At 48.5% G+C, this 15,467-nt stretch carries 7 protein-coding genes; 4 read left to right on the top strand and 3 right to left on the bottom strand.

Annotated elements, in window-relative coordinates:
- The first annotated feature begins 47 nt into the window (after nt 1-47).
- Entirely contained in the window at nt 48-1,409 is a 1,362-nt protein-coding gene (locus NG795_RS07205; RefSeq protein WP_367287982.1) for an NAD(P)/FAD-dependent oxidoreductase, read from the top strand.
- Nucleotides 1,410-1,520: 111 nt separating this feature from the next.
- Here NG795_RS07205 and NG795_RS07200 read toward each other — a convergent pair whose 3' ends face one another.
- From NG795_RS07200 to NG795_RS07190, 3 genes are all read right to left on the bottom strand, one after another.
- Complete coding sequence (locus NG795_RS07200) at nt 1,521-1,841, bottom strand: STAS domain-containing protein (RefSeq protein WP_367287981.1); 321 nt, start codon at nt 1,839-1,841, stop codon at nt 1,521-1,523.
- Nucleotides 1,842-2,461: 620 nt separating this feature from the next.
- Nucleotides 2,462-2,683 (bottom strand): hypothetical protein, encoded by a 222-nt coding sequence (locus NG795_RS07195; protein ID WP_367287980.1) that lies wholly within the window; start codon nt 2,681-2,683, stop codon nt 2,462-2,464.
- Nucleotides 2,684-2,981: 298 nt separating this feature from the next.
- A complete protein-coding gene (locus tag NG795_RS07190) occupies nt 2,982-4,262 on the bottom strand; it encodes a C40 family peptidase (RefSeq protein WP_367287979.1) in 1,281 nt (426 codons plus the stop codon).
- Nucleotides 4,263-4,927: 665 nt separating this feature from the next.
- Between NG795_RS07190 and NG795_RS07185 the strand changes: the two genes are divergently transcribed.
- From NG795_RS07185 to NG795_RS07175, 3 genes are read left to right on the top strand one after another with little or no spacing between them, the layout of a single operon-like run.
- On the top strand, nt 4,928-8,173 hold the full coding sequence (locus tag NG795_RS07185) for an ATP-binding protein (RefSeq protein ID WP_367287978.1): 3,246 nt from the start codon (nt 4,928-4,930) through the stop codon (nt 8,171-8,173).
- Between the two features lie 2 nt (nt 8,174-8,175).
- Entirely contained in the window at nt 8,176-14,250 is a 6,075-nt protein-coding gene (locus NG795_RS07180; RefSeq protein ID WP_367287977.1) for a PAS domain S-box protein, read from the top strand.
- Nucleotides 14,247-15,395, top strand: coding sequence for a response regulator (locus NG795_RS07175; protein WP_367287976.1), 1,149 nt, complete (start codon nt 14,247-14,249; stop codon nt 15,393-15,395). Before NG795_RS07180 ends, NG795_RS07175 begins: the two co-directional genes overlap by 4 nt.
- Nucleotides 15,396-15,467 lie beyond the last annotated feature (72 nt).

Below are 15,467 nucleotides of genomic sequence, written 5' to 3'. Positions count from 1 at the left end.
GTGGAAAGTGGGGATAAATTCTCTCTAAAACTAGAAATATATAACTCATGGTAGATGTAAAATCGACGACACCGATTCATCAGGTTGTGATTGTGGGGGGTGGATTTGGGGGGCTGTATGCTGCCCAGTCCCTGGGTCGTGCTCCTGTCCAAGTCACCCTAATTGATAAACGGAATTTTCATTTATTTCAACCCCTGCTTTATCAAGTGGCAACAGGAACCCTTTCCCCGGCAGATATTGCCTCTCCCTTGCGTGGGGTACTCAGTAAAAATAAGAATACCAAAGTGCTGCTGGAAGAAGCGGTGGATATTGACCCAAAACAGCAGAAATTGAAGTTGGTAGGGGAAGAAATTAGATATGATACGTTAATTGTTGCCACGGGGGTGAGTCATCATTATTTTGGCAATGACCACTGGGAAGACAAAGCGCCGGGGTTAAAAACCGTCGAAGATGCCTTAGAAATGCGGCGGCGAATTTTCATGGCATTTGAAGCGGCAGAAAAGGAAACAGACCCGCAAAAACGTCAAGCTTGGTTAACTTTTGCGATCGCAGGCGGAGGACCGACGGGGGTGGAATTAGCCGGGGCGATCGCAGAATTGGCGCATAATACCTTAAAAGAAGATTTTCGCAATATTGACACCACAGAAGCGAAAATTTTGCTGTTAGAAGGGATGGATAGAATTCTACCGCCCTATCCCCCAGAATTGTCCGTGAAAGCGGAAAAATCTTTACATGAATTAGGGGTGACGGTACAAACCAATAGTTTGGTCACCAATGTCACAGAAGATGCAGTCACCGTCCGACGTAAAGATGGGGAGGAAATCATTCCCACGCGCACGTTATTATGGGCGGCAGGGGTGAAAGCGTCGGGAATGGGTGAAATTTTGGCCCAACGGACGGGAGTTGAACGCGATCGCGTTGGACGAGTGATTGTTGAACCTGATTTAAGTTTACCGGGATATCCGAATATTTTTGCGATCGGGGATTTGGCCCATTTTGCTCATCAAGATGGCAAACCTTTACCCGGGGTTGCGCCGGTTGCCATGCAGGAAGGGGAATATGTCGCCAAGGTGATTCAACACCGCTTCAAACAGAAGGAATATCCGCCCTTTCATTATGTAGATTTTGGCAGTTTAGCGGTGATTGGACGTCATGCAGCGGTTGTGGATTTAGGATTTATTCAATTTTCCGGCTTTATTGCATGGCTATTTTGGGTGTTTGTGCATATCTACTTCTTGATTGAATTTGACAATAAATTAGTGGTGATGATTCAGTGGGGTTGGAACTATTTTACTCGGAAACGAGGGGCGCGATTAATTACCGGAGAAGAGGCCAAAATGTTAATTGAAATTGATGGACGAGGGGACTATCATCTCCCCGAACTGGAAAAAGAAACCCTGGAAGTGTAAGCTGGAACCTGAATTTTGTGCCGAGTGAGGAGAATTTGGCGCAATGACCCGAAAAGCCGGCGATCGCAATATCACCCTGAGACACCCTATAAACAGGGCGATCGCCACTTTTCAAAATACAATTTTATCCACAACCTCCATCGGTTCATCGTCATCGGATAAAATATCCAGTAACCCATCCAGTTCAGTAATTTCCAACAGATACATCACTGATCCTTTCAGGTTACACAAACTTAAACGGCGGCCTGTTTTTTTAGCCAGTTGATTAGCGGAGATTAATGCCATTAATCCGGAATGACTCACCGTGGTGACTTCCCCTAAATCAATGAACCAGCGATTGTATTTTTCCCAGGCTAAACGAGCAATATTTTGTTGAAGCATCGCCGATGCTTTTAAGTCTAAATTTCCTTGGGGCTGAAGGACTACGTTCATACAAATTTCCTCTGGTGATGGGTCTGTATCTTTAGAATCGGCGAGAGTGCACTGGTTCACGCCCATTCCTGACTCTGCGTAAAAACACGAATGATTTCCCCTGACTTATGGTCAATATCCGTGATTTTGCGGGGATGTTGTGTGATGCAGAAACCTAGAAACAGCGATCATTTGGCAGAACTTCGGTGATCCCAATCACTGACAAGTGGCGACTATTCAACTATAAGAAGCTGAAATCTTAGTCTAGCAACCCATTTCCAGGATGAAGCCCTCGGAATCCGGCAATCCACTGACTGTTTGACGGGATTGGGGTGTAATGACCTCTGACTTTAATGAGTCCGGATTTCCCTACAATTACATGGCGTCGGGAAGCCATTCCCACTCCTCTCTACCTTTCCTCGGGCAATACCCACAGCCTATTGGACTCCTTCAGATCGGTCCCATCGGTATTCCCCAGCTATTAGGGGTCTGCAAAAAGCCGGTTTATGTTGCCATAAACCGGCTTTTTTGCTAAATTATTGACTGAAATAGCATCAAAAATAGTGAACAAAAAGTTGATAATTTGACTCCGTTTAGAGTTCATTGTTTTTTTTTACATCAAACCTCGCAACGTCGATGGCTTAATCCACCACTCGAATTAAACCCTGGTGGATGAGGTCGAATACCTGGTTGATTTTATACCACTCGGCCTCGCCGATCGCCTCTGGGGATAGCAAGCCCGACATCAACAGTTGTTGATCCAACCGAGTAATCTGACGAAATTTAAAAATTCTTTCGAGGATTTCATCGGTTGATATGGGCGTTCTCTGGTTGGTTGTATGCAGGGTTTCCCCGTAAGTCATAGTTATTTAGAAAAACTCGACAGTTTCAAGTATCAAGTTTCTGGAAGCGGGGGGTTGCGATCGCCCGCATACAAAACCCATGAATTTGATCAGATCATCTCGGAGATCTCGATCATTGACATTTACAAATGAAGGAGGTAATCCTCCGATGAGGGGTTTAACCCCTAGCCCTATCCAGGCGGTTACATCAAGATGACGGGGGTGAAGGGGTCACTACGAACGTTTGTAGTAACCCCTTCAGGGGTTATCTGAAGAGGGCGGAATCAGAGGGTTCAGTCCCTACCAATCGGGTACCGCATTAGGCAGGAAGGGTGAAGGTGCGATCGCCGATGGGAATCTGAGGGACTCGTCCCCCCCCAAAATAAATCCGCTGAAAATAGCGATCGTACTGAGTCCCATTTCTGAGGCGATTAATTTTCACGCCACTGTAACCGCCTCGGGGAGTAGAATGAATGAATTGGGAATTACCAATATAAATCCCCACATGAGTGGCTAACCGGCGATTTTCACTGAAAAAAACTAAATCCCCAGGTTGTAATTCATCCAGGTTTTGCAACGTTGCCGCCACAGGTTGAGAATAGAATTGTTGCTGATAGGCATCCCGAGGTAAGTAAAAATTTCCCTCGCGAAAAACCGTCTGGACGAAGCCGCTACAGTCGAGACGATTGCCGACGGTTCCCCCCCATAAGTAAGACCCACCTCCATATTTTTTCTGCGGCATAAATTGTTGGGCAAGTTGAATCAGGGGAGTTTTATCCCAAAGCAATTGAGGAGAAATTACCTGGGAATTTGACAATTGCAGGGTGTGATTATCCGGTAATCTAACGGTGATTTTATCCCCGGAAGTTTCTTGAGGAACTACAGGGAGGCGAGTTCCTAAATACAGGGGTTGGGGTTGAGAAATCGTCTCGGTGAGTTGCACTTTCGGGGCATTGATCCAAGCCTCAAAGGTCGGGCGATCGCATTCCAGCAAATCTTGCCGTTGAATCCAAGCCAGATATCCATCATCTTCTACTCTGACTCGCACAAATTTACCATCAGCACTATAATCTAATAGCCTGAGTGCAGTTCCCATCCGCACTTGGGTGGCTAAGTCGCGAATTTCTAGGGTCGGTTTGGTATAGAGATTGCTAAAAGTTTTGACCGTAATGCCATAATCTAAATCAATATCAGAATAGGGGAAAATTGCTAAATGGGATTCCGCCCCATTGGGAAAAGTTTCGAGAGCTAATTTTTCAATTAAATCCCGTTCTGGGGCCGTTAAAACTTTCCCATTCAACACCGGGATGTTGCCACGAGAAGTAATACTAACCTGGAAGACTGTATCTCGCTCAATGCGAGCATAAGGTTCTAATCGGGTAATCGTTCCCGATTGTTGAGGAGCAATATCAAAAAAGACTTGTCGGCGATGGAGTTGCTGTTGTAAAAGCCGTTCCATCTGCGGGGTCAATCGATTTACAAAGGTTTGGATATCGGCGGGAACGGCGTTTCCGGGATGGGAGAAACTGACGGCGAGTAAAAACGTTAATAATCCAATCCAAAACGAGGTTATTTTGAGCTTAAATGGGTTAAATTTCATCGTAATTCTGTTGTTTTGTAGCAGCAATTAAGGCTCATGCCTAGCCGATGTTTCATGTTTCCGGGAGCATCTCAATTTTGCCTAAAAACCGATCGAACCTCTCCCCCCTCCCCACCTCTTTTAAGGCCCTCTCTTCTATAGAGAGGTGGTTCGGGGGCTGGGGGGTTAGGTTTCTTTTCATTCTTGAGATCCTCCCCTGTTTCAAGCCCTCACCCGCCAATCCGGATAGTCTATTTCTGAATGGGGCGGGAGTCGCTTGTGTGGGAACGAAGCTTCCCTCGCTATAGCCTTCTCTTACCTGCGGTGGGTCATAAAGGTCAGGGGCGAGATTGCCCGGATTTCCTGATGAGTGGAGGCTGCATCCGAAGGCCGATCGCGCTGATTATCCAGTGAGAAATTCCGTGAGCATTCAGGTCGGTGAAGCGGTGGTGTGAGAGGTTATTTTAAATCTAACTGGAGGTGAACTGGGGAGGAAGTATAGCCCGGATGAATCCAGAGGCTAAGGGTGGGGGATTGAGGGGTTCTATGATTGGGGAGGACTGTCAGTTTGGGGGAGTTATGAATCATTCTTAAATGGCCGAGGAAATTCCGATTCAATTCGTCGGAGAAATCGTATTCCGGGATACAATAAGTAGAGATTCTTTATCCCGTTATCTTGATGATTTATGTTCAAGAACGCGATCGCCACTATGGTGATGCACTGGGTCAAACAGGTCCCTCTACGTCGGGTTTTAATTATTCCTTTTGTGCTGCAAATTGTGTTGGCGGTGGGGTTGACGGGATATCTCTCTTATCGGAACAGTCAAGAGGCGATCGCCCAACTCGCTTACCAGTTGATGGATGAAGTCAGCGATCGCCTCAAACAACAACTCACCCAACATCTGGCCATTCCCCACCAAATCAATCGCATCAATGCCGAAACGGTTCGCAACGGTCAACTCAATCTGGCGGATCCTGAGAACCTTGAACGCCATCTCTTTCAACAGATCCAGGTGTTTAAAGAGGTCAGCCACATTTTAGTGGGCACAGAACAGGGAGTATTGCGAATTGCCTCTTCGTATCCCGTCTGGGGAATGCTGATGTCAGATCCCCTCGAACAGAACTTAATCTATTATTATCGCCTGGGGCAGGATGGTAAAAAAACTTACTTGATTGACTCCTGGAGGCAACCGCCAGTCCAGCAGCGTCCCTGGTATCGTCAAGCCGTGGAGGCAGGTCAACCCACTTGGGTGCCTATTTTTGAGGTAGGGAATGGTTCGGACCTCTCCCTCAATGCGAGTTATCCCCTCTATGATCCTCAGAGTGGGGAACTGCTAGGGGTGTTTTCTGCCGCCTCTGATCTTTCGTTGATTCCTGAATTCCTCGCCAAGTTGAGGGTTGGGAAAAAGGGACGAGTGTTTATCATGGAACGGAATGGTTTGCTCGTCGGCAGTTCCAGCTTGGAACTCCCCTATCGCATCCGGGAGGACCATCAAACTCAACGGTTGCAACGACTTCAGGGGATAGAGAGTCAAGACCCTTTGGTTCAAAAAACCAGTGAATATTTGCGATCGCACTGGACCAATTGGCAGACCCTGAAGAAACCTGAACACTTAGAGTTTCGCATCGAGGGAAATCTTCATTATTTACAACTGGTTCCCCTACAGGATGACTTGGGGTTAGATTGGCTGATTGCCGTGGTGATTCCTGCGGAGGATTTTATGCAGGACATTGAGGAGAACACTCGTCTGATGGTTTTTCTTTGTATTCTGGCCCTCTTTGGGGCGATCGGCTGCGGACTGATGACCTCCGCCTGGATCACCGAACCGATTTTATCCCTCAATTTAGCCGCGAAAGATATAGCTAAAGGAGAACGGCACAAACCCGTCAAAATCTCTGAGATTCATGAAGTGGGAGAATTAGCCCTTTCCTTTAATCAAATGGCACTCCAACTCCAAAACTCCTTAGCGGAACTGCAAACCTTAAATCACGCCCTTTCCCAGAGTGAACGCCGCTTGCATGACTTTCTGGAAGCCTTGCCTGTGGGGGTGACGGTGATGAATCCCGATGGCAGTCTGGCCTATGTTAATCCCACGGGAAAATGCTTGTTTAGAAAGGGAATTGTTGCCGATATCACCGCCAAAGATTTATCGAAAACCTATCAAGTCTATCGGACCGGGACGGATCAACTTTACCCCACAGAACAACTCCCGGGCATCCGGGCATTACAGGGGGAAACCGTGATGGTTGATGATTTAGAAATTCGCTTTGATGAGGGGCAGACTGTTCCTTTGAAAGTTTATTCAATTCCGATTTATAACTCCGAAGGAGAGATTATTTATTCTATTAATGCCTATGAAAATATTGGAGAAATCCAGCAAGCGAAAGCCGTTCTAAACGATTATAATCGAGTGTTAAAACAACAAATTGAAGAACGAACGGCTGAATTAGTGGCGGCCAAAGAAGCGGCGGAAATTGCGAATCGGGCGAAAAGCCGCTTTTTAGCCAATATGAGCCATGAATTGCGAACCCCCCTAAATGCGATTCTCGGTTTTACTCACTTGATTGGACGCCATCCCTCCTTACCGGCGGAATGTCGAGAACAGACTGAGATTATTCGGCGCAGTGGTCAACATCTGTTAACCCTGATTAATGATGTTTTAGATATGGCGAAGATTGAATCGGGACGCATCAGTGTCACGGAAACCCGTTTTGATTTGTATGGCTTACTCGATGATGTGAAATCGATGTTTTGCTTTAAAGCCCAGGAAAAAAGATTGCAGATTTCTGTAGACTACGGTCCCGAGGTTCCCCGATATTTACAGACCGATGAAATGAAACTGCGACAGGTGTTGATTAATTTATTGGGAAATGCCATAAAGTTTACCCAAACCGGGGGGGTGGGTTTATGGGTGAGACGATGGAGTGCGGATCAGGAATCGGGGACGGTTTTGGACCATCAAGGGGGGGTGATTTCCCGGCTTCCTGGGAATATGTTGGCCTTTGAAGTGAGAGATACCGGACCGGGAATTGCCAAGGAAGATATCGAGAATCTCTTTGATGCCTTCGTACAAACCAAAAGCGGATCTATCTCTGCGGAAGGAACGGGACTGGGATTACCGATCTCGCGCAAGTTCGTCCAACTGATGGGAGGGGAGATCACCCTAGAATCTGAACTGGGAAGGGGTAGTTGCTTCACGGTTTATCTGCCGGTGAAGGAAGTCTCGGAAATTCCCGAGGCGACTCCAGAGAGGGCAACCTGTCCAGTGGCCCTGGCCCCGAACCAACCCCGGTATCGGATTGCGATTGTGGATGATCAATTAGATAATCGGCAACTGTTAGTTGCGTTGTTGTCTCCCTTCGGCTTTGAACTGCGGGAAGCGAGGAATGGGCAAGAGGCGATCGCCCTGTGGTCAGAGTGGTATCCCCATCTGATGTTTATAGATATGCAGATGCCGGTCCTGGATGGTTATCAAGCCACCCAGCAGATTAAAGAGATGGCCTCGGATCAGGAAACTGTGATTATTGCGGTTACCGCGAGTATCCTCCCCTCAGAAACAGCCAGTATCCTTTCGGCAGGATGCGATGATTGGATTCGCAAACCCTTGGATGAATCCGTTATCTTTGAGACAATACAGAACTATATCGGTGTGCGCTTTATTTATGAAGAAAAATCCCATCCAGAGCCCTCTTTCTTCACGCCCCCGATGTTACTCAATCCAGGATTGCTGTCGGACTGGCCTTCAGGGATTCTCGAAGAACTGGAACGGGCAGTAGTCTGTATTGATGTGGCGGCAATGAACCAGGCGATCGCCCAAATTGCCCTCCATCCCCCCGAGGAAAATGCCGCGATCGCAAAGGCCCTGAAACAGTGGGTCGATGAATTTGATTATCCGAGTATTTTGTCATTTATTCGTCAGAGTCAATTATAAAAATGAACAGCCCTAAACCTGCCGATAATATATTAGTCGTAGACGATACCCCGGAGAATCTGCGCCTGTTAACCCAAGTCTTATCCCAGCGGGGGTATGTGGTTCGGCCAGTCCTAGAGGGTCTTTCCGCGATCGCCGCTGCCCTCGTGCATCCCCCGGACCTAATTTTGCTGGATATTTTGATGACCCAACCCGATGGCTATGAAGTGTGCCAACTCCTGAAATCTGACCCCAGGACTCGGGATATTCCGATTATTTTTCTAACGGCTTTAAGTGATGCCCTGGATAAAGTCAAAGCCTTTTCCCTGGGGGCAGTTGATTATATTACCAAACCCTTTGAGGTCATTGAGGTCATTGCCCGAATTGAGAATCAACTGCGCTTGCGATCGCTGCAAAAAGAACTGGAAACTCAAAATAATCACCTCCAACAAGAAATCCAAAATCGTCTATTAGCAGAAACTGCCCTCCTAGACCGGGCCGAAGAACTTCGCATCCAAAATACCCTCTTAACCGACCTCGCCAGAAGTCCCGACCTCTATCAGGGAGATAAGACAGCCGCCTTTCACAAACTTATTGCTGCGGCTGTCAACTATTTAAACCTCGATCGCGCGGGGGTGTGGTTGTATGACGAACGGGGAACAAGACTGGAACGATTCGCCCACTTTGAAAAGAATTTAGAAGGAATTGAGGCAGTCAATCCCGATCTCCTCGGAGAGTATTTAGTCTCCCTACAAACCGCCTCCACAGACTCCCTCACTTTTGTCTGCCACTGCGACTTGGAGAACCCCACCAACTCTCCCCAGCAACCCGGGCTAATCGGTGGCCTTTCCCTGGCCCCGATCCGCCAGGACGGTCAAACCATTGGACTCTTAGAAAGTGCCAGGTTCACCCCCGATCGCCTCTGGACCCCGGAGGAGGAAAACTTCATTCGGTCCCTGGCGGACCTGGCTGCGGTTACGTTGCAAGGGGCCAAACGACAACAGGCCGATCGCCAGCGTCAGATTACGGAAGAAAAATTTGCCTTAGCCTTTCGCGCTTCTCCTGATGCGATCGCCATCCTTTCTTGGCCCGAATGCCGGTATTTAGAAGTTAACGACGGGTTTTGTCAGCAACGGGGCTATTCTCGTGCAGAAATCCTGGGGAAAACTTCTGAAGAACTCAATTTTATTGTCAATCCAGAAGCCGCTACCGCCATTCGGGAGCAATTTCGCCAGCAACGCAGCCTGACCAACATAGAAACCCAAATTCGCACCCAAACCGGGGAAATCAAAACCCTTCTGATCTGTTCGGAATTCGTTGAGATGGATGGGAATCCCGGCATTTTAACCTTTAGTAAAGATATCACCGATCGCGAACGAAACCGACTCGCGATCGAACAACAATTACATCGGAGTAATTTGCTGCGGGAAATCACTGAGCGCATTCGCAGCGAAATCGAAACCCAGCAAGTCTTTGAGACCGCTGCAAATGCGATCGGACGGGCTTTTAAAGTCTGTCGTTGCGTGATTCATACCTGTGTAGAGGAACCTGTGCCGATGATTCCCGTAATCGGTGAATATTTAAGCCCGGGTCATTCCTCCCTCAAACCCCGAACCATTTACCTGGCAGACAATCCGGGCTTAGAACGGTTGCTCTTTGAGGAACGGGCGATCGCCTACGATGATGTCAATACCGACCCCAGGCTGGAGAGTGCCAATTCCCTGCATCGACAAATCACCATCAAGTCGATGCTATCCGTGGGGATTTTTTATCAAGGTCAAGCCAATGGGATTATCAGTTTGCACCAGTGCGATCGCTTTCGTCAGTGGACCGCACAAGAGGTAGAACTGATCGAGGCGATCGCGGCGCAACTGGGAATTGCGATCGCCCAAGCCCGACTCCTGGAAGAGGAAAAACAAGCCCGCCTCGCCTTTGAGCAACAAAATATCCAGTTACAACGAGAAATCACTGAGCGCCGCATCACCCAAGAAGCCCTCCGGCACAGCGAACAGAAATATCGAGCCCTGGTAGATGCCTCACAAGATGTCATTTGGTCTATCGATATCCGGGGCTGTTATACCTTTGTTAATCCAGCAGTGGAAAAAATTTACGGTTATACCCCCACCGAAACCCTCGGCTGCAAATTAACTCAATTTGTCGCCTTGGAATACCGCAAGCAGGAAAGAAAGCTCCTGGAACGGCTGCTGCAAGAGGGAGAACCCCTGCTTCAACATGAAACCCGCTATCAGCGTCAAGACGGCAAACAGATTTACGTCCTGGTGAATGCGATCGCCTTACGCGACTCGGAAGGGCGGATTCGCGGGGCCACCGGAACCACCATCGATATCACCGAACGCCGACAGCAAGAAGAAGCCTTGCGAGCAATGGTAGAAGGCAGCGCTGCCGCCGGTGGCATGGAATACTTCCGGTCCTGCGTTCGCTCCATCGCCAACGTGCTACAAGTCAAGTATGCCCTCCTTGCGGAATATAGCAACTCGACCCAAAATCGGGCCCGTTCCCTGGCCTTTTGGACCGGCAGTAGCTGGAGTGAACCCATCGAATATGAACTCCCAGGAACCCCCTGTGATGTGGTGCTGAAAACGGGCAAAACCTGTTATTATTCCCACTCTCTCCAGAATCTATTTCCCTCGGATCTCGGCTTAGTTACTCTCAATGCCGAGAGTTATCTGGGTTTACCCATCCAAACGGCCCAGGGCGAAATCTTAGGCTATCTGGCAGTCCTCGATGACAAACCCATGTTTGCCACGGCTCACACTGAATCCATTTTAAAACTTTTTGCCGATCGCGCTGCTGCGGAAATCCAACGCCTGAAATCCGAGCAAGCCCTGCAACAAAGTGAGCAACGATTCCGGGCCATTTTCAACTCCATGTTCCAATTTATCGGCCTGCTTAACCCCGATGGCACTGTCTTGGAACTGAATCAAACCGCCCTAGATTTTATCGGTTTAGAACAGGCCCAAGTGGTCGGTCAACCCTTCTGGGAACTGCCTTGGTGGAATCGCTCAGCGGCACTGCAACAGCAACTCAGGGAGGCCACATCCCAGGCATCCCAGGGGGAATTCATCCGCTATCAAGTCGAAGCCACAGGGGTTTTAGGGATAACTCTCACCCTAGATTTTTCCCTAAAACCCGTTCTGGACGAACAGGGGAGGGTAATCTTGCTGATCCCGGAAGGACGAGATATCAGCGATCGCGTTTTGGCGCAAGTCCAGTTACAACAAACCACAGAACGCCTACAATACTTGCTCAGTTCCAGTCCAGCGATTATCTATAGTGCGGATCTCGCTAACTATCGCGCCACCTTTATGAGTGAAAATGTCCAGATGATCCTGGGGTATGAAGCGCGGGAATTTTTAGAAAACCCCAGGTTTTGGATAGATCGGATTCATCCAGAAGACCGCGATCGCCTCTTTGGTAAAATCTCCACCCTCGTCTCCCAACGCAGTGTGAGCGAGGAATATCGCTTTCTCCATGCCGACGGCACCTATCACTGGGTTGACGATCGCATGAGATTAGTCCGAGATGAAACCGGCAATGCTACAGAGTGCGTGGGGTATTGGATCGATATCACAGAGCGGAAAATCGCCCAACAGGCATTCCAGGCATCGGTGCGGCGCTATCAAACCTTAGCAGAAGCCTCTCCCGTGGGGATTTTTCACACCGATGCCGCAGGCAACTGTCTCTATGTGAATCAACGCTGGTGTGAAATTACGGGACTATCCTTGGCTGAATCTCTAGGACCGGGATGGATGAGTACCTTGCACCCGGAAGACCGCAGTCGCGTGAGTCAAGAGTGTCATACAGCCTCGGAACATCAAATCCCGTTTAAGTCCGAGTATCGGTTCTTGCGTCCGGATGGAAAAATTACCTGGGTCATGGGTCAGACGATCGCCGAAATCAATCCCGACGGGACTCTAAAAGGATACATTGGCACGATTTCCGATATCAGCGATCGTAAACAAGCCGAAAATGAACTGTTAGAACGCTCGGAACGCGATCGGGCCATTTTTATCTTGTTCCAACGGATGCGCCAAACCTTGGAACTAGACCAGATTTTCGCCGCGACAACGGAGGATTTGCGACAACTCCTAGAAAGCGATCGGGTCGTCGTCTATCGATGTCCTCCTGAACCCGATATAAACTCGATCTGGGAGTCCGTGGGTCAAGAATGGGTCCCCCTGTTGGCGGCACCGGATGGGAAACCCCCAGAGAAATACCTCCGGGATCAAGGGTTGAGGGATACTGAAGCGGCTTTGAATGCCTGGAACTTGACCCTGGAAGCCCTGGACCAAAGCGATCGCCAACCCGACCCCCTCTATCCCCACCCGTCGGATGTGCCCGGGCTGGTGATCCCCGACCTCACCCAGGCCCCTTTAAACCCCGACGAACTCTCCCATCTGTCTCGATTGCAAGCGCAAGCCTATGTGATCGTCCCGATTTTTGCCCATAATCAACTCTGGGGACTGTTGGCGATTTACCAAAATAGCGGTCCGCGCTATTGGAAACAAGCCGATGTGAATATTGCCATCCAAATTGCCACGCAATTAGGGGTAGCCTTGCAGCAAGCGCAACTGCTCGAACGGACGCAAAAGCAAGCTCAGGCCCTACAAAAAGCGGCGATCGCTGCTGATACCGCCAACCGTGCCAAAAGCGAGTTTCTGGCGAATATGAGTCACGAACTGCGAACTCCCCTGAATGCTATCCTTGGCTTTTCCCAGGTGATGACCCGCGATGCTTCTTTAAACAGCCAACAGGCGGAGCAATTACGGATTATTAATCGCGCTGGAGAACATCTGCTGGATTTAATTAATGACATTTTGGAAATGTCTAAAATTGAAGCAGGCCGCACCGGGTTTCATGAAGTCAGTTTCGACCTCTGGGATTTGCTGGACAACCTGGAAACCATGTTGCGACTCAAGGCTAAATCTAAAGGGTTACAACTTGATTTTGAGATTGATTCCCAAGTGCCACAGTTTATCAGCACCGATGAAGGAAAACTGCGTCAGGTGTTACTCAATATTTTGGGGAATGCGATTAAATTTACCAAAACTGGGGGGGTTTTCCTGCGGGTCCGGGCTCTCACCGACGAGGGGACGCCACCGGGGGAACCCGTTCTAGGCGATCGCCTCAAGAAACTTTACTTTGAAATCGAAGACACAGGTCCGGGAATTGCTGCTCACGAGATGCACCGGCTATTTGAACCCTTTTCTCAAACCGAAAGCGGGATAAAATCGGGACAAGGCACGGGTCTGGGGTTACCGATTAGCCAGAAATTTGTGGAACTGATGGGGGGACAGATTCAGGTTCGCAGTACCCCCGATCAAGGGACGGTGTTTTCCTTTGACTTGACCCCCGGTCAAGGGGAACCTGTGCCTTGTTCCCAGGGACTCACCAAACCCCGGGCGATCGCCTTAGCACCCAATCAGCCGGAATACCGAATCTTAGCCGTCGATGATGCCTTTGAAAGCCGTCTACTGCTGATTACCCTGTTCTCCGGATTAGGGTTTTCCGTCCGGGGTGCGGCCTCGGGTCGCGAGGCCCTGGAAATTTGGGAAAACTGGGACCCCCATTTAATTTGGATGGATATGAGGATGCCGGACATGGATGGATTTCAAGCGACTCGACTAATTAAAGCCACCCCAAAGGGGCAAAACACCGTCGTGATTGCTTTAACTGCGAGTGCTTTTGAAGAAGACCGTCAACTGGTGCTTGCTGCCGGATGCAATGATTTTATTCACAAGCCTTTTCGGGAAGAAGTTTTGCTCTCTAAGGTGGTTGAGCATATAGGGGTACGATATATTTATGATGAGCCCTTAGAGTCAGACTCCCCCAACAGGATTCAAGGTGCAACGGAGGATTCAGCCTTTATTCTTGAGCCTCAATCTTTCCAAGTCATGCCCCGGGATTGGGTGGTGCGCGTTTATGATGCAGCCTGCCAATGTAGTGATGATATGATTTTAGAGTTAATTGAGGAAATTCCCCCAGAAAATGCTGCGTTCGCCAAGGCACTGACGGAACTGGCCAATAACTTTCAATTTGAAACAGTAATGGCATTTATTAAACAGGAGACATCATGAATTCGGCATCCCAGGAGCATACCCCTAAAGATATTTTGATTGTTGATGATACCCCGGTCAATCTCCGAGTCCTGGCTAAAATACTCAGCGATCGCGGCTATAAAGTCCGCAAAGCCCTGAATGGTCAAATTGCTCTGACTGCTTGTCAAACTCTGTTACCCGATGTCATTTTACTAGATATTATGATGCCGGATATGGATGGTTATGAGGTTTGTCAACGGCTGAAATCGGACCCCAAAACTCAGGATATTCCGATCATTTTTATCAGCGCACTGGAGGATGAATGGGATAAAGTTAAAGCTTTTAAAAGTGGGGGGTCTGATTATATTACCAAACCTTTTCAAATTGAAGAGGTCCTCGCCCGAGTTAAACATCACCTAACCATTCAACAACTCCAATATCAACTCAAGGTCCAAAAGGCAGAATTGCAAGCCTTAAATGCTCAACTGGTGCGGTCTAATCTGGAACTAGAGCAATTTGCTCATGTGGCATCTCATGATTTACAATCTCCCCTCCAAGTGATTATAGGCAATGCGGATTTGCTAACTTGGAAATATGAACAGCAACTCGGTCCCGATGGCGAGCGCTATCTGACAAATATTATTGATGCTTCTGGGAGAATGACCCAACTGATTCAGGACTTACTGACCTACTCTAAAGTCGGCATTCCCCCCCAACCCCAAAGTTTTGAATCCATTGATTCCAATTTTGTGTTAGAAGAAGCTTTGGCTAATTTAAGCGGGGAAATTTCCAAAAGTGGGTCGATTATTACCCATTCCCACCTGCCCACCGTCCGGGGAAACGAGAGTCAATTGATGCAGCTCTTTCAAAATATAATGGCTAACGCTATTAAGTTTAGACTCCCGGATGTTTCTCCACAAATTGAGGTTTCCTGTAATCAAAATAATCGGGAAGAATGGCAGTTTGAAATCCGGGATAATGGCATTGGCATCGACCCGGACCAAGGCGATCGCATCTTTGAGGCATTTTATCGCCTGCATTCCTACGATGAATATCCGGGTACCGGCATTGGGTTAACCCTCTGCAAAAAAATCGTCGAACGTCACGGGGGTAGACTCTGGTTTGATTCCATTAAGGGGGAGGGGACCTCATTTTATTTTACCCTCCCTGCCCTAAAATCCTGAACCGACAAGGGTGATTGTTCAAGATTTATTCGGTAATGCTTCGCATCCATTTGGTTCAGTTACTATTCAATT

This window comes from Laspinema palackyanum D2c (genome assembly GCF_025370875.1).
Taxonomy (GTDB): Bacteria; Cyanobacteriota; Cyanobacteriia; order Cyanobacteriales; family Laspinemataceae; genus Laspinema; species Laspinema palackyanum.
This window is presented reverse-complemented; position numbering and strand designations above follow the sequence as displayed.

Coding starts and splice junctions, on each gene's coding strand:
- NG795_RS07190 (WP_367287979.1), bottom strand. CDS start 4,262: ATGAAATTTAACCCATTTAAGCTCAAAATAACCTCGTTTTGGATTGGA.
- NG795_RS07195 (WP_367287980.1), bottom strand. CDS start 2,683: ATGACTTACGGGGAAACCCTGCATACAACCAACCAGAGAACGCCCATA.
- NG795_RS07180 (WP_367287977.1), top strand. CDS start 8,176: ATGAACAGCCCTAAACCTGCCGATAATATATTAGTCGTAGACGATACC.
- NG795_RS07175 (WP_367287976.1), top strand. CDS start 14,247: ATGAATTCGGCATCCCAGGAGCATACCCCTAAAGATATTTTGATTGTT.
- NG795_RS07200 (WP_367287981.1), bottom strand. CDS start 1,841: ATGAACGTAGTCCTTCAGCCCCAAGGAAATTTAGACTTAAAAGCATCG.
- NG795_RS07185 (WP_367287978.1), top strand. CDS start 4,928: ATGTTCAAGAACGCGATCGCCACTATGGTGATGCACTGGGTCAAACAG.
- NG795_RS07205 (WP_367287982.1), top strand. CDS start 48: ATGGTAGATGTAAAATCGACGACACCGATTCATCAGGTTGTGATTGTG.